Here is a 24,135-nt window from a genome sequence, read left to right as displayed (position 1 = left end):
GCGTTAACGATTAGTTGTGAAGATGTTATTTTTATTTAACCACAACCACTTTATAATATTCGTTTGAGTGTGGAGATTCAATTTTAATTTTTTCACCATATAAACCATCGATTTCTTTATCCAGATAATCTGAAACTCCTGATGGCAAGCGTTTCATCTTAAGAATTTCACCAGATTGATCCGCATAGGCTAGGATGTGATAGTGGGTTGTAGCCATACCATCATCAATCAATACAAAGTAACCTGTTTTGAGCTTACCTTGCTCATTTTCTAAATAGTATAGTTTATTGTTATTGATTGTAAAGTGGGTAGCTCCAAGACGAAGTCGTGCACCTGGATTTTCTAAATAGACATCATTGCCAACTTTTTTAATCTCTGAATAGGTTGTCATTGCTGGGATATTAATCACACGATGTCCATTTTCATCAAAGTAGTAGCGATTTGGTAAGTTTTGGAAGTTCTGTAAAACTGCCTTAGGATCAATTTCTTGTCCTTCTTCTTTATTATCCACTAAAGCTAAGGTAGTATTTGCAACCTCATCTCCATATTTATTAGAAAACTTCTTGAACTCTGGTCTGATATACCAAGCATTTTTTTCAATAATAACATCGTCACCTTTAGCATTTAGCAAATATTCTTGCCCATCTCCAAGTTTGACAATATCATGAATACTGTATCCAGCATCTTTTCTATTTGCTAGATAGCCATCCTTACCAATGACATAACTTTCCCCATCACTGGCTAGAACAGCTCTATCTGCAACCATAGCACCTGATTTTTCAAAGTAAGACCATTTACCATCTATGAACTCCCAACCTGTCATCATAGAACCACTAAAATGAAGATAGTACCATGTAGACCCTTCTTTGTACCAACCTGTACGCATGGCGCCACTATCTGCTAGTGAGTACCATGTGCTACCTTCCTTGTACCAGCCAGTACGCATGGCGCCACTATCTGCTAGTGAGTACCATGTGCTACCTTCCTTGTACCAGCCAGTACGCATAGCGCCACTATCTGCGAGCGAATACCAAGTGTTACCGTCTTTGAGCCAACCTGTCTGCATTTTACCAGTGATGTCGAAGTGATACCATGACCCAGCATTTTGTACCCATTTATCCTTAGCTAGACTGCCATCTTGTGAAAGATTCCAGTCAGCACCATTTTTAACCCAAGTATCTGCAGCCTGTGCTTGGTTGATAGACAAAAGTAGACCAGCACCTGCAAGCAAACCAAGTGTAAGTAGTTTAGATTTTTTCATAGCCATTTCCTCCTTTATTGAATAGCTATAAGAGGGCTTCCCCTCTTTATTTAGCTATATTCTAATACTTTTCATTGTCAAAGTCAATAATATTGTGAAAAATTAGACAATATTACCAATATCTACGAATTGTATTTTGAGTAATACCGTATTGATTCATATAAGAAACATATTGACCTGGATATGGAGCATGAACTACCTTTCCACCACCAACATAAATACCTACATGGTCATTTGTCTCTTCACTATTATACAAAATCAAATCTCCAGCTTGTTGAGAACCATTACTTATATAGCTTCCTCCTGTTGCTTGACCATAGGTTACTCTAGGAATACTAATATCAAACTTAGCATGAATAGCCATCGTAAATCCTGAGCAATCTACGCCACTATTCAAATCTGCCCCACCCCAAACATATGGGATTTTTCCTACAAATGTCTCTGCGTATTCACCAAGTGCCTGTCCACGATTTTCTACCCATACACCACTGGCTCTAAAGAAGTATGGTGTACCATTCACACGTTGATAACCAGTGACCATAGCACCACTAGCAGATAAGTAGTAATAATTACCATCAGGTTGAATCCAAGTATTTTCTTTCATCCATCCTTGGTCATCAAAATAGTACCACTTGCCATCTAATTGTTCCCAATTTTTAGCATACCCACCTGAACCGTATTTAAACCACCATTTACCATTGGTTTGCATCCATGTTCCTTTCGGATCACGATATTGATTGAAAGCTTTCTTCTCTTGATTTCCCTCTGCTTGGGTTTCTTTATCTTCAAAACCAATCAATTTTACTTGATCAGCTTCTTCAGCTTTTATCTTGCCTTGATTAACTAATTGAGCAATCGCTTCTTTCTCACTTGCTGATGGGGAATCAGCATAGGCTACCGTAGTATTTGCTAGGAGAACGCCTCCTGCAAGAACTAACAAACTAGAATAAAGATATTTTTTCATCATAAAAATCCTTTCTTTTCTCCTTTTTGGAGATTGATTTTTTCTGACTCCATTATATCCCTTATTTGTCCTCAGATTTCTACTGTCCCTAGAAAGACTAAATCTGTTCCTAAACGGTCACTTATACTCAATGAAAANNGTTTTGAGGTGGCAGATAGAGCTGACATGGTTTGAAGAGATTTTCGAAGAGTATTAAGCCAAATAAAAAATTCCAAAGCAAATGCCTTGGAACTCCGATTTCTATTTTGCTTGAATGATTTTAACAACATCTCCTACACTTTGGAGTTGGTCAATTTCTTCGTCGCTGATTTCGATATTAAATTCATCTTCCAGTGTCAAGATAAACTCCATCAAGTCAACTGAGTCAGCATCCAAATCGTCTTTCAGACTCAAGGATTCTGTCACGACAAAGTCCTCTCCCTGTCGCTCTTGGATAATGGTTACAATACGGTCAAAAATTTCTTTTTCTGTCATCTCTTTTATTCTCCTGAAAATTCACGCGCAGTCTGGGCAACTACGTCTGTTTCTAGCATGGTACGAATCTGGCGAATCGTACTATAAACAGCCTTGGCATCGCTTGAGCCATGAGTCTTGACAACAGGTGCCTTGACACCAAACAAGACCGCTCCACCAACATCTGAGTAGTTGAGCTGTTTTTTCAAACCTCTGAGGCTATCCTTGAGAAGGAGTGCGCCTAGTTTCGCTCGAAGACCACCACCTGTAATAGCTGTCTTGAGCAATCCCATGATTCCCATGGCTGTCCCTTCGATGGATTTGAGCACAGCGTTTCCCGTGAAACCATCTGCCACGACAACATCCGCAACGCCATTCATCAAATCACGTGCTTCCACGTTTCCGATAAAGTTCAAACTTTCATCAGCTGCTAGTAATTCGTAAGTTTCCTTACGAAGCGGGTCACCCTTGCTACTCTCTGTTCCATTGTTAAGTAAGCCAACACGTGGTTGCGCAATGCCACGGACATTTTTAGCATAGAAAGAACCTAGAACCGCATATTGATGGAGGTGCTGGGCTGTATTTTCTGCATTGGCACCGAGGTCCAGCATGTCAAACCCCTTCCCATCTACAGTCGGCAAAGTCGACATAAGTCCAGGACGATCGATGTTCTTGATACGACCCACGATGAAGAATCCTGCCGCCAACAAGGCACCTGTATTCCCAGCCGAGAGAACAGCGTCTGCTTCTCCTTCTTTGACAGCCTTGGCCGCCAATACCATACTGGCATTTTTCTTCTTCCGAATAGCTCTCGTAGGTTCATCGTCTGAATCAATCTTTTCATCCGTATGGATAATGCTGACGCGCTCTGTCGCTGTCAGATATTGCTTGATTTTAGCTTCATCTCCGTAGAGTTGAACCTCAATATCTGAAAAGTCAGCTAGGGCTTGATTGACACCCTCAACGATGGCTTGAGGTGCGTAATCGCCCCCCATGGCATCTACTGCGATTTTTTTCATTTCTTTTCCTCTTTTAGTAATTGTCCCCAGTCTGCTAGGGAATCAATAAATTTCTTTGATTTTAGGTGAATCCCAACGTACTCTTCGTAGAGCTGATCCATAAACTGGCGTAAGTCTTGCTTGATATCGGGCTTGAGCGAAATGGTCTCCAAGGTCTCAAAATCAATGGCTTGAAATTGATTGAGCAGATAAGGGATATTGGGATTGAGATGGCAACGTCTCTCATCCTCATGATAATGCTCTGAACAGAGGCAGGCTCCATATTTGAAAGAAAAGTCAAAAGCCTGACCGACCCGATGGCAAAAGACACACTCATTAAAATTAAGGCTGATCCCAAATCGAGTCAAAATTTGAATTTCAAAAATATTGGTCAAAACCTGATAATCCAAGCCTGCTTCCATCAACTCCAAAGTCTTTTGCAAAAAAGCAAACAAGGGAGCATCCTGCTGATTGTCCTGCAAACTAGCATCTGCAAGAGCTGCCACATAGGTCGCATAGGCCATGACAAAGAGGTCACTATTAATCTTGGGAAAAGTCATGACCTCATGATAGTCTTCGATGTAACTGAGTCCGTCATCATTGATTCGCAAGAGAAATCGTGCCAGCACCAAGGGCTGAATAACAGGCGCCAGCTTAGACTGACCAGCGTGTTTGACAAAAAACATGCGTTTGCCAACCTGCTCTGTAAAAATCTTGACGAGCTTGTCATCCTCACGAAAATTGCGATTATAGAGCACCAAGCCTTGACTCGTGATAGACTGAATCATGCTTCTCTCATATACTCCTCAAGTCGTTTCATGGCTTCTTTGATAGTCTCCATGCTGGCTGCATAAGACAGGCGAACATAACCTTCTCCATAACACCCAAAGGCAGCACCAGGGATAAAGGCAACAGCCTTCTTCTGAGCAAAATCCTTTAGAAAGGCAAAGGAGTCTTGGTTGTAACCAGCTGGAATCTTAGCAAAGATATAGAAGGCACCGTCTGGTTTGATAATCTCAAAACCAAGAGCAGTCATTTTCTCGATAATATAATCACGACGCTGGATATATTCCTTCTTCATAGGCTCCGCATCGTTTTTACCAGCCGTCAAGGCCTCCACCGCAGCGTGTTGCGCCATGGTATTTGCGGCAGTCACCAAGTACTGGTGACTCTTGATTAACTGAGCTGTGAAGGCCGCAGGAGCGAAAATTAGTCCCAAACGCCAACCGGTCATAGCATGCGATTTAGATAGACCATTGATAATGATAGCCTGGTCTCTCAACATCGTTCCTAGAGATACATGGGCTTCGCCTGTATAGGTCAATTCTGAGTAAACCTCATCACAGACAACGAAAATTTCGTACTTGCGTAAAACGTCTGCCAAGGCCTCCAACTGCTCCCGACTATAGGTAATTCCTGTCGGATTAGCTGGATAGTTGAGAATAACCGCCTTGAGCTTGTCTCCCTGCTCCAAAATGGCCTTTTCCAACATCTCAGGAGTCAAGACAAAACCATTTTCAGTTGTGTCAATCTCGACAATCTCTGCCCCAACTAGATTGACAATCGGTTCATAACCTGGATAGGCAGGAGCTGGCAAGAGCACCTTGTCTCCCTCTTCCAAAATAGCTGTCAAAGTCGCAGATAAAGCCTCTGTCGCCCCAATTGTAACCAGGATTTCATTTTCAGGAGCATAGTCCAGTTGGTACTTTTCCTTAACAAAGTCACTGGCTGCCTGACGTAGAGTCAGCAGACCACTCATCCCTGTATAGTAGGATTGGTTCTGATCAATCGCTCGCTTGGCCGCCTCCTTGACATGATCTGGCGTTGTAAAATCAGGTTCCCCCAAGGTCAAACGCAAGACCCCAGGAATCTCCGAAATAGCCTGGTCAAACTGACGAATCAACGAAACTTGAATCTTATCTAACTGTTTATTAAAGCGCTTAGTTAAGTCCATAGATACCTCCTACTGTAAAAACGTATCTCTATTATACTACAAAAGCCCCCCGACCGCAAAAATACATAATAGAATAACTTTCCACTTTCTACTTTACTTTTCCTGTTTTTATGTCTATAATGGTAAAAGATTTTATTTGGAGGTTTTTATGTCATTTCTATCAAAAAATGGAGCAGGTATCTTGGCCTGCCTTCTCATTTCTATCGTATCTTGGTACTTAGGAGGATTCTTCCCTGTCATTGGCGCGCCCGTTTTTGCCATTTTCATGGGAATGCTCCTACATCCCTTTCTCTCGTCTTATAAACAACTGGATGCGGGATTGACCTTTAGTTCTAAAAAATTGCTCCAGTATGCCGTTGTCTTGCTTGGTTTTGGTCTCAATATCTCGCAAGTCTTCGCAGTTGGGCAATCTTCGCTCCCTGTCATCCTATCCACCATTTCAATAGCTCTGATTATTGCCTACTTCTTCCAGCGCTTCTTTGCCCTGGATACAAAACTGGCTACCTTGGTTGGAGTAGGTTCTTCAATCTGTGGTGGTTCTGCCATTGCTGCGACAGCGCCCGTTATTGATGCTAAGGAAAAGGAAGTAGCCCAATCCATTTCCGTTATCTTTTTCTTCAATGTCTTGGCTGCGCTCATCTTTCCAACCCTCGGCACCTGGCTTCATCTATCCAATGAAGGCTTCGCCCTCTTTGCAGGGACTGCGGTCAACGACACTTCCTCTGTAACGGCTGCCGCCAGCGCTTGGGACAGTCTTTACCAAAGCAATACCCTCGAGTCTGCAACCATTGTTAAACTCACACGTACTTTGGCCATTATCCCTATCACGCTCTTTCTATCCTACTGGCAAAGTCGCCAACAAGAAAACAAGCAAAGCCTACAACTGAAAAAAGTCTTCCCACTTTTTATCCTTTACTTTATCCTTGCCTCTCTCCTCACTACACTACTCACCTCTCTAGGTGTATCCAGTAGTTTCTTTACCCCTCTCAAAGAACTCTCTAAATTCCTTATTGTCATGGCCATGAGTGCTATCGGTCTCAAAACCAATCTGGTCGCTATGGTCAAATCCAGTGGAAAATCCATTGTTCTCGGAGCCATCTGCTGGATTGCCATCATCCTCACCACTCTTGGTATGCAGACCCTTATCGGCATTTTCTAATACTCTTCGAAAATCTCTTCAAACCACGTCAACGTCGCCTTGCTGTATATATGTTACTGACTTNNCGGTGTTTTGAGCAGTCTGCGGCTAGTTTCCTAGTTTCCTCTTTGATTTTCATTGAGTATAACACAAAAGGTAGCCCATCAGCTACCTTTTTCTTATGCTTCCTTAATCAAGCGAGTATGTTCTCTCTTGATGCAGCGATTCATCACGATGTCATCGCATCCACCAGCACGCAAGATCTCTTCCGCTTCTAGATTTTCAAGTCCTAGCTGTGCCCAAAAAATCTTGGCATCAGCTTTGAGAAAATCACGCGCCACATCAGGCAAAAACTCACTGCGACGGTAAACATTGACAATATCTACAGGAAAAGGAATCTCAGCAAGGCTAGCATAAGCCTTTTCACCCAATATTTCGCCACCTGCCGCCTTGGGATTGACTGGGATAATTTTATAACCCCGAGCCTGCATTTCCTTGGTCACTCGATTGCTGGTTGTTTCCTCACGGTCTGACAAACCCACAACAGCAAGGGTTTTACTCGTTGCGAGATACTGACGAATCACGCCATCACTTGGATTGATAAATTCTTGACTCATAAAAATCCTCCTCTTTCATCAGTATAGCACAATTTGAAAAGGCTTGCAGAATTCTACTACAAAAAGGAGGACTAGCCCCCTTTTTATTTAGCCTCGTACCAGGTTGCCCCTTCATTTTCATCTACGATGAGGGGAACACTGAGTTGAATGGCTTCTTCCATGGTTTGTTTGACCAATTTTTTCATCTCTACCAATTCAGATTTAGGAACTTCAAGGACGATTTCATCGTGCACTTGCAGAAGCATCTTAGTCTGATAACCACCCTCAACTAGAGCCTTGTCTAGCTGAATCATGGCAATCTTGAGAATATCTGCTGCTGAACCCTGGATAGGTGAGTTGATAGCTGTCCGCTCCGCAAAACCACGAATGTTGAAGTTACGCGAATTGATATCTGGCAACTCACGACGACGCTTGAAAAGGGTCTCCACATAGCCCTTATCACGCGCCTCACGCACCACTTCATCCATGTAATTTTTAATACCTGGGAAGCGTTCAAAGTAGGTATCAATATAGGCTTTGGCTTCCTTACGGCTAATGCCTAAATTATTAGACAAACCAAAGTCTGAAATACCATAAACCACTCCAAAGTTAACCGCCTTGGCATTGCGACGATCGTTTGCAGTCACATCCTCAGGACGCTCAATGCCAAAGACCCGCATGGCTGTCGAAGTATGGATATCTGCCCCCTCTTGGAAGGCCTTAATCAAGTGCTCATCCTTAGAAATATGCGCCAAAACGCGCAATTCAATTTGTGAATAGTCCGAGCTGAGCAATACACTATCCTCCCACTCTGGCACAAAGGCCTTCCGAATCAAGCGCCCTTGTTCCAAACGCACAGGAATGTTTTGCAGGTTTGGATCTACACTAGACAGACGACCTGTTTGGGTCAAATCCTGCACATAACGAGTATGAATCTTGCTATCATCCAAAATCCAGTCCTGCAAGCCAATTACATAAGTCGATTGAATCTTAGCAATTTGACGGTAGTCTAGGATTTTCTTAACAATCGGAGCAATAGGAGCCAAGCGTTCCAAGACATCCACCGCTGTCGAATAACCTGTCTTGGTTTTTTTAGTGTATTCTAAAGGAAGTCCCAATTTTTCAAAGAGAAGCACGCCCAACTGCTTAGGCGAGTTGATATTAAACTCCTCACCAGCCAACTCGTAAATCTCTTGAGTCAGTTTTTCAATGACAAGCTCATTTTCAGCCTGCATCTCAAGCAAGGTCTCTTTCTTGACCGTAATCCCAGCAATTTCCATCTTGGCAAGGACAAAAGCCAGAGGTTGCTCCATATCATAAAGAAGCTCTAATTGCCCATTTTCGCTGAGTTTTTCAAGTAAAATAGGCTCTGTTTCTACCAAAACAGCAAGTTTACAAGCTAAGTGTTCCAAGAATTTCTCACGTTCAGGAATGGCCTTTTTAACACCCTTACCGTAGAAAGTTTCATCATCAACCAAGTAAGTCTGACCATAAAGACTAGCGATGGTCGCAATTTCATTGTCCTCCACAGTCGAAAGGAGGTATTTAGCCAAACGGATGTCAAAAGCAGGCGCCTGCAAATCCACACCAAAACGTTGCAAAAGAACTTTAACCTTCTTAAAGTCATAAACTCTCAGAGATGTTTTTTCTAAGAAATCCTTGAAAATCGGGTCTTGCAACAGCTCAAGCTTGTCTGTGGCATAGAGCTTATCCCCACAAGACCAGGCAAATCCAACCAAATTATCCGTATGGTAATTCTCACCAAAAAGCTCAAAGTGGAAGATAGACTCTTCACTCAGCATATCTTGACTGATTTGGTCAACAATAGTAAAATCCAAACTCTCAGACACATCAGCTGACGACACATTTAAAGCCTGCTTTAGCTGTTTGAAGCCCATCTCATCGTAGAATTTCCCAAGATTTTCAACATCTGGACCACTATAGACCAAGTCCTCTAAACCAATCGCAATCGGTGCCTTGGTATCAATGGTCGCTAGTGTTTTAGACAAAAAGGCCTGTTCCTTGTCATTGATGAGATTTTCCTTCATCTTAGAAGTCTTCATTCCATCAATATTTTCATAAATCCCCTCAAGCGAACCATGCTCCAGCAAGAGCTTAATACCCGTCTTTTCACCGACTTTGGTCACCCCAGGGATATTATCCGACTTATCACCCATGAGCGCCTTGAGATCGATAAACTGAGCTGGTGTGAGGCCCATTTCTTCCATGAGGTAATCTGGCGTAAAGGCCTCAAACTCAGCCACACCTTTCTTGGAAATCTCAACCACCGTATGCTCATCCGTCAGCTGAATCAAGTCCTTGTCCCCACTGACAATGGTAATATCAAAACCATCCTGCTCAGCTAGCTTATCCAGCGTCCCAATGATGTCATCCGCCTCATACTGAGCCAGCTCATAGTGACGAATCCCCATATGATCCAGCAACTCACGAATGAAAGGAAATTGCTCACGAAACTCATCAGGAGTCTTAGCCCGACCACCCTTATAGTCCGCATACATCTCTGTCCGGAAGGTCGTCTTTCCCGCATCAAAAGCCACCAAAATATGACTAGGCTCCACCCGCTCCAACAAATGGCTCAACATCAACTGGAAACCATAAATGGCATTGGTATGCAAACCAGCCGCATTCTTAAAACGGTCCAACTGCTGATAGAGTGCAAAAAACGCCCGAAAAGCAACAGAAGACCCATCAATCAATAATAATTTTTTCTTATCCATACACCCATTATAAAGGAAAGAATCAAAAAATACCATTGGGAAGAGCTAGAGCAAGTATTTTTCAAACTTTTTCCCGAATAAATAGATAGAAGCATTGAAACTAGTAAACTTAGATTTAAAAATGTGCTATAATGAAAGACAAACTATAAAAAAAGTCAATAGTTTATCTAAAATATTTCTTATTTCAATTTGATGATTTAGCGATGATTTTAGAGCACGGCAAAAATCCCTTGAAAAAGTCCATTTTTTTCAAAGGTAATCTTGTGTTAATTTCAGAAATTACATCACTTTTTGTTCGTCAAATGGTAGCTCTTTTTTAGGAGATAAAACATGGTTCGGATAAGTTTTTTTGCAAGGTGGATGATGGCTACATTGTAATGTTTTCCTTGTTCTAACTTAGTCTTAAACTAGGCCTTAAAAGCAGGTGAAAAGCGATTGCATGCTTTGCCAGCTGATGAACGACTACAGAAACGTCAAGAAGAGCTCCACCCCCTAATGGAAGATTTCTTTGCTTGGTGTCGATGTCAGTCAGTTTTAGCAGGTTCAAAACTAGGAAGGGCTATTGAATACAGCCTCAAGTATGAAGAAACCTTTAAGACCATTTTAAAAGACGGACATCTGGTCCTTTCCAATAATCTAGCTGAACGCGCCATTAAATCATTGGTTATGGGACGGAGTAAAAGAGTCCAGTGGACTCTTTTAGCCTAAGCTAAATTTTAAAAAGCGAGGGTGGTTGTTTTCTCAAAGTTTTGAAGGAGCTAAAGCAACAGCTATTATTATGAGTTTGTTGGAAACAGCTAAACGTCATCAACTAAATAGTGAAAAATATCTATCCTATCTTCTAGAATGTCTTCCAAACGAGGAAACTCTCGTAAACAAAGAGGTTTTAGAGGCTTATTTACCATGGACTAAAGTTGTACAAGAAAAGTGCAAATAAGAAATCTCCAGATTAGGAACTATCCGTGAGTTCTCTAGTCTGGAGATTTTTCAATATACTTCGTTATTAGGCGGTTACGACTGAAATATCGTCTTGTTCACTTTTTATTTTCTTCTAACCAATAGACGGAGTTGCAAGGAAAATGCCAAAAACTCTACCCCTATAGCTAACAAAGAGCAAAAAAACTAGGAGAGAACTCTCCTAGTTTTAAATTATCTTGGATTATTTAACCCACTCACCGTTGTGGTTTACTTTATAACCATCTACAGTTGTATTAACTGCAAGAGCTCCTGACGCGTATGAGTAGTACCATTTACCACCAACTTGATACCAACCAGTTGCCATTGCACCTGATGATTTCAAGTAGTACCAAGTACCGTTATCTTTAACCCAACCAGTTGCCATTGAACCGTTGTCGTTTAGGTAGTACCAAGTACCATTGTCTTTAACCCAACCAGTTGTCATCCAACCAGCTTGGTCGAAATAGTACCAAGTGCCATTGATTTTTTCCCAACCATTAGTTGTGTAAGAACCATCAGCGTGTTTGTACCACCAGCGAGAACCTGATTTAATCCATTCAGCTTTTTGAGCAGGTGTTTCAGCAGAAGCTACTAATTGAGGAGTTTTCAAAAGGGTTGCTTTACCATTTTGTACTCGAACTGTTAATTTATATGTTCCACGTTTAGTTTTAACTTCAACAGTACTATTAGCTGATTTTTCATACTTAATCTCAACTGCTTTACCATCAAGTTTCAGTTCATTACCTTCTTTATCATAAACCTTAACATATCTATCGGTAACAACTCTTTGTTTATTAGATTGTTGAGATTGTTGAGATGCAAGGTGAGACTTAATATCATCAATAGTCAAATCACCATTTTCAGTAGTATTAACTTTACCACTTGCTTCTTCTCCACGTTTAGCTGCTGCTTCTGCTGCTTCTGCTGCTTCTTTAAAGAGTTTAGAAACTTCTGCACTTGGTTCTGTTCTCTCATCAGCTGCAGGTTTAGCATTTGGCAATGTTTGAACATTAGCCTCACTAAAAGTTGCTGTATCAGCTGAAACAGCTTGTACAGCACCAAATGCTGCAAGAGCGACTGCGCTTGTCAATAAAACTTTTTTCATCGTTTTATCTCCTTTGTTTTTCTTTAAAATATTTTTTCGTAAGACTACCTTACTACCATAGATTATATAAATATTTGCAGGATTTGTCAAGAGTTTTCTTCGAGTTTTTAAACTTTTTACCTATTTTTTCAAAAAAGCCAAATTTCAAGTTCAAGTTAGCCATCAAGAAGTCTTCTCTGGGTGATTTGTAGTTCAAGCATTTTTAGGATAGTTATTAATCCAATTTTAGATGAATGCGACTTCTTTGGGAGTCGTTTTCTTAGTTCCCTTAGGTAACCATCTCCGAATGAGCCTGTTGTGATTCTCATCAGTTCCCCTTTTCCCAAGAGGCATAGGGGTGCGCATAATAGATATGTTCCTCAGAAAATACATCAGACAAGCGGTTAAATTCTGTACCATTATCTGCCGTGATGGACAGAATCTTGTCTTGTTTTAAGATGAGTTTTAGAGCCTGATTGACCGATTCAGCGCTTTTATTATGCCATATGGCATTGTCCATAACGAGTAAAAGATAATCATCTGAATAAGCTTGTGAAAGCTCTTCTAAAAAGGCGTTCATCCACTCAGTATGACATCCACCAGCGATTAAGAAAAATGATTCGCCTGTATGGGCATCAACAGCTCCATAACAATAGCAAAATTCTCGTATATAGTGACTATGGACATGTGGACCTACTCCTATTGGAGCCCAACAAGATCCTAGTTTACTGATTCTACCGAAACCAGCCTCATCTTGGTACATCAAGCAAACCTTACGAAAAGGTCTACTGGTTTTAAAGCGCTTTCTTGTCTTCTTGAATTGAGATTTTATTTTTAGACGCGACAATGGTTTGAACGTCTGCTTTCTTGGGATGTTCTGGACGTGGCCTAATATTTCGCCAACCATGGCGCTTCAAGAGTTGATAAAAGGCATCACGTGTGTAGGAAGGACCTAACTCCTTTGTATAAGCCTGAAATAAGGCATCAATTGTAACAAATTCTCCTGCCTCTGCAGCCTTCAAATGACGGGCAAGAAAGGCTTTCTCTTCCTCAATTGTCATATGTGCATGGTTACGACAACCACGTGTTTCTTGAAGGAGAGAGTCGAGTCCGAACTCCTCATATTTTTTTACAGTTGGCCAAATCGTTGTTTGATTACAGTCTAAAAGCTCTATAATCTCTTTATAAGATTTACCCATCAGACGAAATAGAACGATTTGAAGGCGTTTATGATATTTAGCTGTACGAGAGTCTTTTAAAAGTGTTTTGATTGTTTGGATTTCTTCTTTAGTTGATTTCATATTACTATTATATAATGCTTTTTGATTTTAGTCTAGTATTAATCCCAATTTTCCATGATGAATCCAATAGTAAATGGTTGAAATTCCCACGTTAACCCCTTTAGCCATAACCATCATTTCAGGAGAAAACTTTTGATTATGATAATGGAGAATCTTTTCCTTTAGTTCTTTGGTTAAGCTTGATTTCTTGACCGAGCGCCTGCGATTGTTTTCATAAGACTGTTGAGCATAGTCGGTAGAATAAACCTCTTTGAAGCGCCCTTTTCCAAGACATTGTCAGACTGTCCCACGCTTGATTTCAGTGTGGATAGTTTGAGGAGCTTTTCCAAGCAAAGAGGCAATTTCTCTATTTGATTTTCCTTCTTTTGTTTGGCTTTTGTAGTATAATTGTCTTGCATCTCTGTGCCTTTCTTGTGTTTGTGGTTGAACAACAAGTATAACACAGAGGTGTTTTCTTATGCCTAGAAGAGCTTTCATTTTTTTCAAAAAAGGTTGAAAAAACACCTTTGTGAGATGAAATACCCTTCAAATACCGTATCTCCCAAGTGAAAATCTCACAAATTTCTTAAACTTTGAGTCAAACTTCACATATCTAATCCATATCGATAGTTGGACAGAACTCACTTCTATGGTATTATCCTATCCCCCTTCCAAATGTCAAGCAAAAATGACAAGTATTTTAGAAATAACTCGCCATTTCATTAACTTTCTACTATATTAAAAAAATGTGACCTCATAGCAAGGACTCAAACTCAGCGACGCTCATACCCAGCTGATGGCTGGCAACCTCGGAAGTCAGAAGTCCTTGGCGAACCATATCCAGAAAGGCAAAAAGTTTCCCACGTTCCAAGCCTTCTTCTCGCCCTTGTTCAATCCCTTCAGCTCGTCCACGTTCAAGACCACGCTCCAGTCCCTGTTCAAGCCCCTCTGCACGACCACGCTCTAAGTCTTTTTCCTCCGCTTGTTCCAATGCATAGTCATGAGCGAGTAAGGCTTGTTCTTCACGCATACGTAGTTGACTAAACATTTTCCTGTCCTCCTCGGACCAGCTCTTGTAATCTAGCAGTTGGTCTGCTTGGCTGATGGCTCGCTCGGGGCGCTGGGTAAAGGGTTTATTCCCGAAAAACTCCAACCATGGCTTGCGAACGCTATCCTTGCTGGTTTCTCTGTATTTTTTAATTCCAAGAATACCATCTTGACTAGATGGTTTTCCTGTCCATTGTTTGTGATGGTTAAGACTTCACCTGTCGTTCCCTCTCGCATACTAAAGCTATGAAAAGCTTAATCATCCTGAAAGTAATTACTATCCACAATAGCTATTGCGTATACTGATGCGATGTGTTTATAACTTTGGTGAGCGTTTCCTTCTTATTGGCGAATTTTTTCTAGATTTTGATTGACCTGACTGCACAAGTAAGCCCACAGGAGATTGATGAAAAAATTCTGATGATGAACTTGAATTTCAATGATTACTTGGGTTCCATTATCCAACTCCACCAAGACATCAATACTGGTATAGAAATCTTGTGCTTAATAGGGCAGAGAAGGCAAGACGTGAATGTTACTTCCTTCCAAAATGGTCACATTTTTTGCTGGTAAATCCAGCATATCGCGAATAAATTGACAAGTGATTTCTGGATTGCTGAAAATTTTCTTAGCGTCCAAATCATTGGTTGAGCTAATGCCCGGATGTCTTAGAATCATTCTTTCTCTCCTTTCATTATAGCACATTTTTAAATCTAGGTTTGCTAGATTCACTGCTTCTATCTATAGTAAAATGAACTAAAAACAATACACAATGTTGTATAATCTTCTTATGGCATATTCAATAGATTTTCGTAAAAAAGTTCTCGGCTATTGTGAGCGAACAGGTAGTATAACAAAAGCATCACAGGTTTTCCAAATCTCACGTAATACCATTTATGGCTGGTTAAGGCTAAAAGAGGGAACAGAAGAGCTAAACCATCAAGTAAAAGGAACAAAACCAAGAAAAGTTGATAGAGATAGACTTAAAAACTATCTTACTGACAATCCAGACGCTTATTTGACTGAAATAGCTTCTGAATTTGGCTGTCATCCAACTACTATCCACTATGCGCTCAAATTTATGGGGTACACTCGAAAAAAAGAACCACACCTACTATGAACAAGACCCAGAAAAGTATCCTTATTTCTTAAGAATTTTAATAGTTTAAAGCACTTAGCACCTGTTTATATTGATGAAACAGGATTCGATACTTACTTTTATCGAGAATATGGTTGCTCATCAAAAGGTCAGTTAATAGGAGGTAAAGTCTCTGGAAGAAGATATCAGGGGATTTCTTTGGTTGCAGGGCTAACAAATGGTGAGTTAATCGCTCCAATAACTTACCAAGAAACAATGACGAGCGACTTTTTTGAAGCTTGGTTTCAGAAATTTCTCTTACCGACATTAAATACACCCTCAGTTATTATTATGGATAATGCAAGATTCCAATAGAATAGCTAGAATAGAATTCTTGTGTGAAGAGTTTGGGCATAAACTTTTACCCCTTCCTCCCTACTCACCTGAGTACAATCCTATTGAGAAGACATGGGCTCATCTCAAAAAGCATCTCAAAAAGGTATTACCAAGTTGCAATACCTTTTACGAGGCTCTTTTGTCTTGTTCTTGTTTCAATTGACTATATTTATTCGGAAAAAAGACGAAAAAACCTGAGAACCATCTCAGGCTTGGTCATTAAATTTTTTTCTCAATACCGAAAAGTGGAGAAAGTGGTCGTTTTTCATGAATACGTACGATAGCATCCCCTAGGAGATGAGCGATTGAAATCTGCTCAATCTTATCAATCAAACGCTCTTCTGGAAGATAGATGGTATCCAAAACAACCAATTTCTTAATAGCTGATTTTTGGATATTGTCCGTAGCAGGACCAGAAAGAACTGGGTGCGTACAGCTTGCATAGACTTCAACAGCACCAGCTTCCGCAAGAGCATCTGCCGCATGACAAATCGTTCCAGCGGTATCAATCATATCATCAATCAAGATACAAGTCTTGCCTTCAACCTTACCGATGATGTTCATAACTTCACTAGTATTCATCTTATCAACGCTACGACGTTTATCAATAATAGCGATAGATGTTTTCAAAAATTCTGCCAACTTACGAGCACGAGTCACCCCTCCATGGTCCGGGCTGACAACCACATAGTCAGAACCAACCATACCACGACGCTCAAAATAATCTGCAATCAGAGGAGCACCCATCAAATGATCCACAGGAATATCAAAGAATCCTTGAATTTGCGCAGCATGCAAGTCGATGGTCAATAAACGATCCACTCCAGCTACTTCAAGCATATTTGCGACAAGTTTTGAAGTGATTGGCTCACGCGCTCTCGCCTTTCTATCCTGACGTGCATACCCATAGTAAGGCATGACAACATTGACAGATTCTGCACTCGCACGCTTCAAAGCATCTACCATAATCAAAATTTCAAGCAGATTGTCATTTACAGGCGAACTAGTTGATTGTAGGATAAAGACGTGTTTCCCACGGATTGATTCTTCAATGTTGACCTGAATCTCTCCATCTGAAAATTGGCGAACACTTGATTTCCCCAACTCTATCCCAATCTCCTGCGCCACACGTTCTGCCAATTCTTTATTAGAAGAAAGGGCAAACAGCTTTAAATCAGAAAAAGACATGATTTCCTCCGGTATATATGTATCGCTTGTGCTTTTCACAAGATTTTCCATCTACCATTGTAGCGCTTTTTGCACTATTTTTCAATCAAAAATAAAAGAAGGGCACCATATTTGTACCCTTGCATCATTCTTTTGAAAAATATTCTAGGTCATCAACTCATTGTGTTTCTCAACAAAGCAATAAGCATGATAAAAACCATAGAGAGCAATAGCCGTAACCACTGGAATCGCTAAAGGCAACTCTGTTTCCAACTCCACAAAAGGAGAGTTAAACAAGAAGTGAGTTCCCAAGGCTAAACCTAGAAAAATAAGGCCCTGTTTCTTGCCAACCTTCTGTCCTTTATAGGCTCTGTAAAGCAAGTAAACACCTACTACAGCTAGACCTGAAAAAGTCCAGTGAGAGGCAATTCCTGAGATGATACGCTCTAAAATTCGCGAAATAGTAAAGTCAAAGCCCTCTGGCAAATCCGTACGAATATAACCAATATCCTCAATCATTTGGAATCCCAAACCGGAAGCAATTCCAAGTAAAAACAAAGATTTTAATTTTCGCACAGGAATCAAAGCCAAAACAAAAACAAGTGGCAATAATTTCAAGGGTTCTTCTACCAAAGGAGCCACAATAGCACTTTCAAAGGCATTTAAAAATGTACTATCTGGAAAAAGCATACCCAGCAAATCATGGATATAGGTATTCGCAAAGCTAGACAACCAGCCTGAAAGGAACATCCCTCCCAATAAAGACAGAATCAAAACCTTCTTTGGCAATTCCCATTTTTTCCCAATACGGAAGAGAAAATAAAGAGCCGGAATCATGTAAAAGAGAGCTAGAAAGATAGAAACTCCCATTAGTCCATATTCCGCACCTGACCTCGAACCGTCCGTATAGTAGATGGTTTCATACTGTAAACCAATACATAGCAATAAAATAAAAATAAATAAAATACTGCTTTTCTTCATACACTTTCTTTCTAAATGAAGTATTTATAATTCTACGACTGTCATACTTCCTGTATCAACATTGTAAATGGCACCAAAGATAGTGACATCGTCTGGTATTAGGGGAGACTCGATAAGCAGTTGCATATCCTCGCGTACACTCTCTTCTATATCTTGGAAGGGCAAGAAGTCCTGGTCTGACACATCTACACCTAATTCCTCTTTTAAATACTCCTGAAAAGGTTCATTTTCAAAGGTCTGAGCACCACAGTCTGTATGGTGCAATACCACAATCTCTCTTGTCCCCATTTGTTGCTGGGAAATAACTAGCGAACGAATCATGTCTTCAGTCACTCGACCACCTGCATTCCGCAAGATATGAGCATCCCCAAGTGCCAAGCCCAGAGCTTGCGCAACGTGCAGACGAGAGTCCATACAGGTCACAATAGCTACTCTTGTTTTGGGTTTAAGTGGCAGATTTAACTGCCCATGTAAGGCAACATAAGCCTGATTAGCTTGCATAAACTGTTCAAAATACGACACGATTCCCTCCTTGAAAATTTGATAGTCAAATATTTCTCCTATCTTATCATTTTTAAGAGAATTTGTCACGGATTATGCAAAGACCTTTTTCAAAACTTCCTGAATCGTTGTCACGCCAATGACCTGAATTTCCTTGGGCGGAGTGATTCCTGGCAAGGAATTCTTAGGTACATAAATCTTAGTAAAGCCTAACTTAGCAGCTTCGTTGATACGTTGTTCGATACGATTCACGCGCCGAATTTCTCCTGTCAAGCCCAGTTCTCCCACAAAACATTCCTGAGGATTAGTTGGCTTGTCCTTATAGCTCGAAGCAATAGCAACAGCAACGGCCAAGTCAATGGCAGGTTCATCCAATTTGACACCGCCAGCAGATTTAAGATAGGCGTCCTGATTTTGCAAGAGAAGACCTGCCCGCTTTTCCAAAACAGCCATAATCAAGCTAGCACGGTTAAAATCAAGTCCTGTCGTCGTACGCTTGGCATTTCCAAACATGGTCGGTGTCACCAAGGCCTGCACTTCTGCAAGAATAGGACGCGTCCCTTCCATGGTCACAACGATTGATGAGCCAGTCGCTCCATCCAAACGCTCTTCTAGGAAAACTTGACTCGGATTAAGAACCTCAACCAAGCCACCTGACTGCATCTCAAAAATCCCAATCTCATTAGTGGAGCCAAAACGGTTTTTGACCGCTCTCAAAATACGAAAGGTATGGTGACGCTCCCCTTCAAAGTAAAGTACCGTATCCACCATATGCTCCAACATACGAGGCCCAGCTAATGTTCCTTCCTTGGTCACATGACCTACGATAAAGATGGCAATGTTATTGGTTTTAGCCAGCTGCATAAGTTCAGCCGTCACCTCACGCACCTGAGAAACAGAGCCCTGCACCCCTGAAATCTCAGGAGACATAATAGTCTGGATGGAGTCAATAATGAGAAAGTCTGGTTGGATACGCTCCACCTCAGCACGAACACTCTGCATATTGGTCTCTGCATAAAGATAAAACTCACTATCAATATCACCCAAGCGCTCTGCTCGTAGCTTGATTTGCTGAGCAGACTCCTCCCCACTGACGTAGAGAACAGTCCCCACTTGGGACAACTGGGTTGAGACTTGTAGGAGAAGGGTTGATTTCCCAATTCCAGGATCCCCACCTATGAGGACGAGACTTCCTGGTACCACTCCGCCTCCAAGTACACGGTTGAATTCCTCCATCTCTGTCTTGGTTCGATTGACATTGATGGAGGTCACTTCAGCCAGTTTCATGGGCTTGGTTTTCTCACCTGTTAAAGACACACGCGCATTTTTGACCTCGACAACCTCAACCTCTTCTACAAAAGAAGACCAAGACCCACAGTTGGGGCAACGCCCCAGATATTTAGGTGAATTATACCCACAATTTTGACATACAAATGTCGCTTTTTTCTTTGCGATGATAAACCTCTTTCTATATCTCTAATTCACACTCAACCACTTGGCAAAAATCAATCTTCTCATTTGGCACAAACTGACGCATGAGCATGTTGTGAGTTACCACTATCACGGTCTGGTAATCTCGATACTTAGCCATGCATTCTAGAAAACGAGACTTCATCTCCGTAGCTGTCTCATATTGAATAGGACTATTAGGAAGTAACTCCCCCTTATTTTCTAGAAACATAGTACGAGCTTTTTCAAAATTATCTGTGCCACTTTCATAGACCTGCCATTCATGTAATAAAGGCTCTACTCTTAAAGGAAGACCCGTAGCATAAACCACATAAGAAGCCGTTTCTAAAGCTCTTGTGACTGCAGAAGATACGATTATTTCAGCTGAAGGGAGTAAAGGATTGGTGCTCAATTTATGGGCCTGCTGCCGTCCCTTCTCAGACAAGGGCGCCAAATCTATCCCAAATCCCGTATAAGAACGCTCCTCTAACTCACGGTAATCTGGCTCCCCGTGACGTATAAAGATAATCTTCATCTTAGTGTCCAGTTGATCCAAAACCACCAGTTCGCACACCATCAGCTGCATCTCCATCTGCAATTAAGAAAGGAGCAAAGACAGCCTGGACAACACGTTCTCCAACTTCAAGAACAACCTCTTGGTCTGTGATATTCTTCATCTGTGCAAAAATATGCCCTTCATTCCCAGGATTTCCATAATAGTCCCCATCAATGACCCCAACTGAGTTAATCAAGACCAAGCCCTTCTTACGAGGATTTGAAGAGCGATCATAAAGGTAAAGAACCTCAGTCGGCTGCATATAAGCCTTAACCCCTGTCGGAACCAAGACAATCTCTCCTGGAGCTATAACTGTACGCACAGCAACCTTTAAGTCATAACCAGCCGCATGCGCTGTCTCACGCTTGGGCAATAAATTTTCATCTGTAAAAGTAGAAACCAATTCAAAACCACGAATTTTCATCATCTTCTCTTTTCTATTATCATTTATTCTAGATTATTCTATCTTATTTATTCGGAAAAAGCACGAAAAAAAGAGCACACAATTCAAATCGCTTAGGGCTGCTGGATTCCTCCCCTGACCCGCTTCACGCAGAACTGTTGCTCCACTATTTATTATATCACATTCCTATTCATTTTAAAAGCAAAATTATTTTTTCCGTCTATTTCTAAAAAAGTCCTGCATAATAGCTGCGCATTCATCTTCCAAAATTCCCGTTTCAACCTCTACACGATGGTTAAGACGCTCATCTGTCAAGATATCGTACAAACTTCCAGCAGCGCCAAATTTCTGGTTTTTAGCCCCATAGACCACATTTGGAATACGGGCAAGCCCAATCGCCCCACTACACATGACACAAGGTTCAATGGTCACAAAAAGTATGCAATCCAGCAAGCGCCAGCTCTCCTCACTCAAGTTCGCATCCTCTATAGCCATAATTTCCGCATGCATAACCGCTCGCTGTAATTCCTCACGCGCATTATGCCCACGACCAATGATTTCCCCATCTTTGACAATCACACAACCAATTGGAATTTCATCGTGTTCAAGAGCAATCTCAGCCTCTCTCAAAGCCTCCCTCATAAAGACTTCTTTTTCTTCAAGCGTATAATACATCTCTTTTCTCTTTTCCTACTTATCGATTTTATTATTATATCATGAATCCCAACACAAAAAAAGCCACCGAATGCGGTGACTCTATAGGGAGATTATTATGAAAAAGAAAAGTTTAGGATATTTGTTACAACAAGTTAGGAGGTCTTCTTGTAACTGTCTATAGTATACCCGACCTATCTTAAACAAATCTTAAAAATCTCTTAGGACCAAACACTTTCTAAAATATTTGTTTGTTCACGACCAGGACCTACTGAGAAAGTAGAAATACGAACGCCAACCAATTCACTCACACGACGAACATAGTTACGCGCATTCTCAGGAAGATCCTCCAAATTACGAACTCCAGTAATATCTTCTGACCAACCTGGCAACTCTTCATAGATAGGTTTGCAACGCTTCAATTGCTCAAGACTAGCTGGATAGTAGTCAATACGTTGACCATCAAGATCATAGGCCACACAGATTTTCACAGTATCTAAACCACTCAAAACATCGATAGAGTTCAATGAAAGATTAGTAATACCAGAAACACGACGGCTATGACGCATCACAACTGAGTCAAACCAACCTACACGACGTGGACGACCAGTTGTTGTACCATACTCATGACCCACTTCACGGATACGTTCTCCCACTTCATCAAACAACTCAGTTGGGAAAGGACCATCTCCTACACGACTCGTATAAGCTTTACATACACCTACAACCTTGTCAATCTTGCTTGGACCGACACCAGAACCAATTGTCACACCACCAGCTACAGGGTTTGATGACGTAACAAATGGATAAGTACCTTGGTCGATATCTAGCATAACACCTTGTGCACCTTCAAAAAGCACACGTTTGCCATTATCAAGCGCATCATTCAAGATAACAGATGTATCTATCACGTATTTCTTGATTTGTTGACCATATTCGTAATATTCTTCAAAAATATCATCGAAAACAATCTCTTTACTGTCATACAATTTTTCAAAAAGACGATTCTTTTCAGCAAGGTTACGTTCTAAACGCTCACGGAAAATATCTTTATCTAAAAGATCTGCAATACGAATTCCAACACGAGCAGCCTTGTCCATATAAGCTGGACCAATTCCCTTAATTGTCGTACCAATCTTATTGTCGCCCTTAGCTTCTTCTTGCAAGCGATCCAACTCGATATGATAAGGCAAAATAACATGCGCACGATCAGAAATACGCAAGTTATCAGTTGTTACACCTTCCTCATGAAGATAGCTCAACTCTTTTACAAGAGATTTAGGATTTACAACCATACCATTCCCAATGACAGATATTTTTTCAGGGAAGAAAATCCCAGATGGAATCAAGTGCAACTTAAATTTCTTACCGTCAATCACAATCGTGTGACCAGCATTATCACCACCTTGGTAACGTGCAATCACTTCTGCATTCGCTGAAAGGAAGTCTGTAATCTTCCCTTTACCTTCATCACCCCATTGGGTACCTACAACAACAACTGAAGTCATAATCTTGTCTGAGCCCTCAGGCTCTTCCTTTCTCACATACATGGCAGGACTCTCACCTGCAATTATATCTTACAATTTATTATAATAAAAAATCGCCTTTTTATCAAGAAGAAACAATAGAAAGATTTGCTATTTCCAACTATTAAAAAATGATTTAGAAAAATAAGCAGCTATTTATTATTATCTTTCCATAAAAAAGTAAATTTGTTCGGAAATTAACTCAGACTATCTCAACAAGAAATAAAACCTTGTTTCATTATCATCTTTTCAAGATACAAACGATAAGCAACACGATAATGGTAAACGATAAAATCCCTACGACACCCAATACCATATCTCACTAAATAATAAATTAAAAATTTAAAATGAAAATGTTCCCAGTCAAAATGATCACCAAATACAGTACCATACTCTTCTTCAATATTTCTATAAAAATCCGCCATCTGCTCATAAATTTTTTGTAACATAATCAAATACTCCTTTTCTTTTTTATGAACTTATTCTAACAAAAAATTTTAATTAATCATTAATAATTCCTGAATTGTACAAATACCAACCTCAATAAGATAAAAAATAGGAAAAGTTGACAGAATAGGAACAAATTTACTACCTAAATTAGACTATTATAGACCTTATTAACTGCGTTAAATACTAAAAGAGAGTTGAGGTAAAAATCTTAAAATAAGAAAAACGCATAGTATAGTTGCTTAGTTTCAAACAAGCATGCTATAATAAAGCTATGGCATATAGTACAGATTTTAAACAGCGAGCATTAGATTACATCAAAGAGGGGCACAGCCATGTCGAGGCAGCCAAGGTTTTTGATGTCGGCGTCAGAACTCTCTTCACATGGAAAAAGAACTTACGTGAACAAGGACACTTAGAGAGGAAAAAGCGAGTCGTCAAAAACCGAAAGATTCCTTTAGAGGAATTGAAATCCTTTGTAGAGGCTCATCCAGATGCTTTTTTACG

Annotated in this window: 18 protein-coding genes, 1 other RNA gene and 8 pseudogenes; 4 read left to right on the top strand and 23 right to left on the bottom strand. The window is 40.6% G+C overall.

Translation table 11 applies throughout. From position 1 onward, the window contains the following. Window positions 1-31 precede the first annotated feature (31 nt). From HT669_RS03055 to HT669_RS03030, 6 genes are all read right to left on the bottom strand, one after another. Window positions 32-1,261, bottom strand: coding sequence for an N-acetylmuramoyl-L-alanine amidase family protein (locus HT669_RS03055; RefSeq protein ID WP_031243362.1), 1,230 nt, complete (start codon window positions 1,259-1,261; stop codon window positions 32-34). Window positions 1,262-1,373: 112 nt separating this feature from the next. Next, window positions 1,374-2,228: a C40 family peptidase gene (locus HT669_RS03050; protein WP_023935480.1), complete on the bottom strand. Its 855-nt coding sequence runs from the start codon at window positions 2,226-2,228 to the stop codon at window positions 1,374-1,376. A gap of 237 nt (window positions 2,229-2,465) precedes the next feature. Continuing rightward, window positions 2,466-2,699 carry an acyl carrier protein gene (locus tag HT669_RS03045; RefSeq protein ID WP_000136445.1) on the bottom strand — a complete coding sequence of 78 codons (234 nt, stop codon included), beginning with the start codon at window positions 2,697-2,699 and terminating at the stop codon, window positions 2,466-2,468. A gap of 5 nt (window positions 2,700-2,704) precedes the next feature. After that, a complete protein-coding gene (plsX, locus tag HT669_RS03040) occupies window positions 2,705-3,697 on the bottom strand; it encodes a phosphate acyltransferase PlsX (RefSeq protein ID WP_023932889.1) in 993 nt (330 codons plus the stop codon). Further along, window positions 3,694-4,464 (bottom strand): DNA repair protein RecO, encoded by a 771-nt coding sequence (gene recO, locus HT669_RS03035; RefSeq protein WP_023932887.1) that lies wholly within the window; start codon window positions 4,462-4,464, stop codon window positions 3,694-3,696. The genes plsX and recO overlap by 4 nt, the downstream gene beginning before the upstream one ends. Further along, on the bottom strand, window positions 4,461-5,630 hold the full coding sequence (locus HT669_RS03030; protein ID WP_000366350.1) for a pyridoxal phosphate-dependent aminotransferase: 1,170 nt from the start codon (window positions 5,628-5,630) through the stop codon (window positions 4,461-4,463). The genes recO and HT669_RS03030 overlap by 4 nt, the downstream gene beginning before the upstream one ends. 148 nt (window positions 5,631-5,778) lie before the next feature. Between HT669_RS03030 and HT669_RS03025 the strand changes: the two genes are divergently transcribed. Continuing rightward, window positions 5,779-6,789 carry a YeiH family protein gene (locus HT669_RS03025; protein ID WP_054392675.1) on the top strand — a complete coding sequence of 337 codons (1,011 nt, stop codon included), beginning with the start codon at window positions 5,779-5,781 and terminating at the stop codon, window positions 6,787-6,789. Window positions 6,790-6,947: 158 nt separating this feature from the next. On the opposite strand, the gene HT669_RS03020 is transcribed toward HT669_RS03025, so the two are convergent. Then, window positions 6,948-7,385: a CoA-binding protein gene (locus HT669_RS03020; RefSeq protein WP_050971606.1), complete on the bottom strand. Its 438-nt coding sequence runs from the start codon at window positions 7,383-7,385 to the stop codon at window positions 6,948-6,950. An 83-nt stretch (window positions 7,386-7,468) separates the two neighbouring features. Further along, entirely contained in the window at window positions 7,469-10,102 is a 2,634-nt protein-coding gene (gene polA / locus HT669_RS03015) for a DNA polymerase I (RefSeq protein ID WP_101498059.1), read from the bottom strand. Between the two features lie 444 nt (window positions 10,103-10,546). On the opposite strand from polA, the pseudogene HT669_RS10985 reads away from it, so the two are divergent. Then, window positions 10,547-11,039 (top strand): annotated as a pseudogene (locus HT669_RS10985) (IS66 family transposase); the annotation flags it as partial. A 222-nt stretch (window positions 11,040-11,261) separates the two neighbouring features. On the opposite strand, the pseudogene HT669_RS10980 reads toward HT669_RS10985, so the two are convergent. From HT669_RS10980 to HT669_RS10975, 5 pseudogenes are all read right to left on the bottom strand, one after another. After that, window positions 11,262-11,594: pseudogene (locus HT669_RS10980) on the bottom strand (N-acetylmuramoyl-L-alanine amidase family protein); the annotation flags it as partial. Window positions 11,595-12,216: 622 nt separating this feature from the next. Further along, window positions 12,217-12,642: pseudogene (locus tag HT669_RS10855) on the bottom strand (IS30 family transposase); the annotation flags it as partial. Beyond that, window positions 12,643-13,444, bottom strand: a pseudogene (locus tag HT669_RS02990) (IS630 family transposase); the annotation flags it as partial. It abuts the pseudogene before it with no gap. Between the two features lie 39 nt (window positions 13,445-13,483). Further along, window positions 13,484-13,882, bottom strand: a pseudogene (locus HT669_RS02985) (helix-turn-helix domain-containing protein); the annotation flags it as partial. A gap of 295 nt (window positions 13,883-14,177) precedes the next feature. Continuing rightward, a pseudogene (locus HT669_RS10975) lies at window positions 14,178-15,148 on the bottom strand (PD-(D/E)XK nuclease family transposase). 112 nt (window positions 15,149-15,260) lie between these two features. Here HT669_RS10975 and HT669_RS02970 point away from each other — a divergent pair. Further along, window positions 15,261-16,107: pseudogene (locus HT669_RS02970) on the top strand (IS630 family transposase). A gap of 56 nt (window positions 16,108-16,163) precedes the next feature. Here HT669_RS02970 and HT669_RS02965 read toward each other — a convergent pair. The 10 genes from HT669_RS02965 to comW all read right to left on the bottom strand — a co-directional run bounded on the left by HT669_RS02965 (window position 16,164) and on the right by comW (window position 23,630). Next, window positions 16,164-17,132, bottom strand: a complete 969-nt coding sequence (locus HT669_RS02965; protein WP_000010164.1) for a ribose-phosphate diphosphokinase — start codon at window positions 17,130-17,132, stop codon at window positions 16,164-16,166. Between the two features lie 144 nt (window positions 17,133-17,276). Then, window positions 17,277-18,092 (bottom strand): PrsW family intramembrane metalloprotease, encoded by an 816-nt coding sequence (locus HT669_RS02960; RefSeq protein ID WP_000749767.1) that lies wholly within the window; start codon window positions 18,090-18,092, stop codon window positions 17,277-17,279. 24 nt (window positions 18,093-18,116) lie between these two features. Then, window positions 18,117-18,614 (bottom strand): carbonic anhydrase, encoded by a 498-nt coding sequence (locus tag HT669_RS02955; RefSeq protein ID WP_007285146.1) that lies wholly within the window; start codon window positions 18,612-18,614, stop codon window positions 18,117-18,119. A gap of 72 nt (window positions 18,615-18,686) precedes the next feature. After that, on the bottom strand, window positions 18,687-20,051 hold the full coding sequence (gene radA, locus HT669_RS02950; protein WP_172922021.1) for a DNA repair protein RadA: 1,365 nt from the start codon (window positions 20,049-20,051) through the stop codon (window positions 18,687-18,689). A 10-nt stretch (window positions 20,052-20,061) separates the two neighbouring features. Continuing rightward, window positions 20,062-20,619, bottom strand: a complete 558-nt coding sequence (locus tag HT669_RS02945; RefSeq protein WP_023937502.1) for a histidine phosphatase family protein — start codon at window positions 20,617-20,619, stop codon at window positions 20,062-20,064. After that, window positions 20,579-21,022 carry a dUTP diphosphatase gene (locus HT669_RS02940; RefSeq protein WP_000702002.1) on the bottom strand — a complete coding sequence of 148 codons (444 nt, stop codon included), beginning with the start codon at window positions 21,020-21,022 and terminating at the stop codon, window positions 20,579-20,581. The genes HT669_RS02945 and HT669_RS02940 overlap by 41 nt, the downstream gene beginning before the upstream one ends. A gap of 56 nt (window positions 21,023-21,078) precedes the next feature. After that, window positions 21,079-21,176: signal recognition particle sRNA small type (gene ffs, locus HT669_RS02935), an RNA gene on the bottom strand. Between the two features lie 32 nt (window positions 21,177-21,208). Beyond that, window positions 21,209-21,676 carry a tRNA adenosine(34) deaminase TadA gene (gene tadA / locus HT669_RS02930; protein ID WP_016397786.1) on the bottom strand — a complete coding sequence of 156 codons (468 nt, stop codon included), beginning with the start codon at window positions 21,674-21,676 and terminating at the stop codon, window positions 21,209-21,211. Between the two features lie 200 nt (window positions 21,677-21,876). Next, entirely contained in the window at window positions 21,877-23,163 is a 1,287-nt protein-coding gene (locus tag HT669_RS02925; protein WP_016397785.1) for an adenylosuccinate synthase, read from the bottom strand. 230 nt (window positions 23,164-23,393) lie between these two features. After that, window positions 23,394-23,630, bottom strand: coding sequence for a sigma(X)-activator ComW (gene comW, locus HT669_RS02920; protein ID WP_023937504.1), 237 nt, complete (start codon window positions 23,628-23,630; stop codon window positions 23,394-23,396). 272 nt (window positions 23,631-23,902) lie between these two features. Between comW and HT669_RS02915 the strand changes: the two are divergent. Beyond that, a pseudogene (locus HT669_RS02915) lies at window positions 23,903-24,135 on the top strand (IS630 family transposase); the annotation flags it as partial.

The sequence above is a fragment of the Streptococcus sp. 2100 genome (assembly GCF_013276335.1).
Lineage (GTDB): Bacteria > Bacillota > Bacilli > Lactobacillales > Streptococcaceae > Streptococcus > Streptococcus pseudopneumoniae.
This window is presented reverse-complemented; position numbering and strand designations above follow the sequence as displayed.

Coding starts and splice junctions, on each gene's coding strand:
- HT669_RS03055 (WP_031243362.1), bottom strand. CDS start 1,261: ATGAAAAAATCTAAACTACTTACACTTGGTTTGCTTGCAGGTGCTGGT.
- HT669_RS03050 (WP_023935480.1), bottom strand. CDS start 2,228: ATGATGAAAAAATATCTTTATTCTAGTTTGTTAGTTCTTGCAGGAGGC.
- HT669_RS03045 (WP_000136445.1), bottom strand. CDS start 2,699: ATGACAGAAAAAGAAATTTTTGACCGTATTGTAACCATTATCCAAGAG.
- plsX (WP_023932889.1), bottom strand. CDS start 3,697: ATGAAAAAAATCGCAGTAGATGCCATGGGGGGCGATTACGCACCTCAA.
- recO (WP_023932887.1), bottom strand. CDS start 4,464: ATGATTCAGTCTATCACGAGTCAAGGCTTGGTGCTCTATAATCGCAAT.
- HT669_RS03030 (WP_000366350.1), bottom strand. CDS start 5,630: ATGGACTTAACTAAGCGCTTTAATAAACAGTTAGATAAGATTCAAGTT.
- HT669_RS03025 (WP_054392675.1), top strand. CDS start 5,779: ATGTCATTTCTATCAAAAAATGGAGCAGGTATCTTGGCCTGCCTTCTC.
- HT669_RS03020 (WP_050971606.1), bottom strand. CDS start 7,385: ATGAGTCAAGAATTTATCAATCCAAGTGATGGCGTGATTCGTCAGTAT.
- polA (WP_101498059.1), bottom strand. CDS start 10,102: ATGGATAAGAAAAAATTATTATTGATTGATGGGTCTTCTGTTGCTTTT.
- HT669_RS02965 (WP_000010164.1), bottom strand. CDS start 17,132: ATGTCTTTTTCTGATTTAAAGCTGTTTGCCCTTTCTTCTAATAAAGAA.
- HT669_RS02960 (WP_000749767.1), bottom strand. CDS start 18,092: ATGAAGAAAAGCAGTATTTTATTTATTTTTATTTTATTGCTATGTATT.
- HT669_RS02945 (WP_023937502.1), bottom strand. CDS start 20,619: ATGGTGTGCGAACTGGTGGTTTTGGATCAACTGGACACTAAGATGAAG.
- HT669_RS02940 (WP_000702002.1), bottom strand. CDS start 21,022: ATGAAAATTCGTGGTTTTGAATTGGTTTCTACTTTTACAGATGAAAAT.
- tadA (WP_016397786.1), bottom strand. CDS start 21,676: ATGTATTATACGCTTGAAGAAAAAGAAGTCTTTATGAGGGAGGCTTTG.
- HT669_RS02925 (WP_016397785.1), bottom strand. CDS start 23,163: ATGACTTCAGTTGTTGTTGTAGGTACCCAATGGGGTGATGAAGGTAAA.
- comW (WP_023937504.1), bottom strand. CDS start 23,630: ATGTTACAAAAAATTTATGAGCAGATGGCGGATTTTTATAGAAATATT.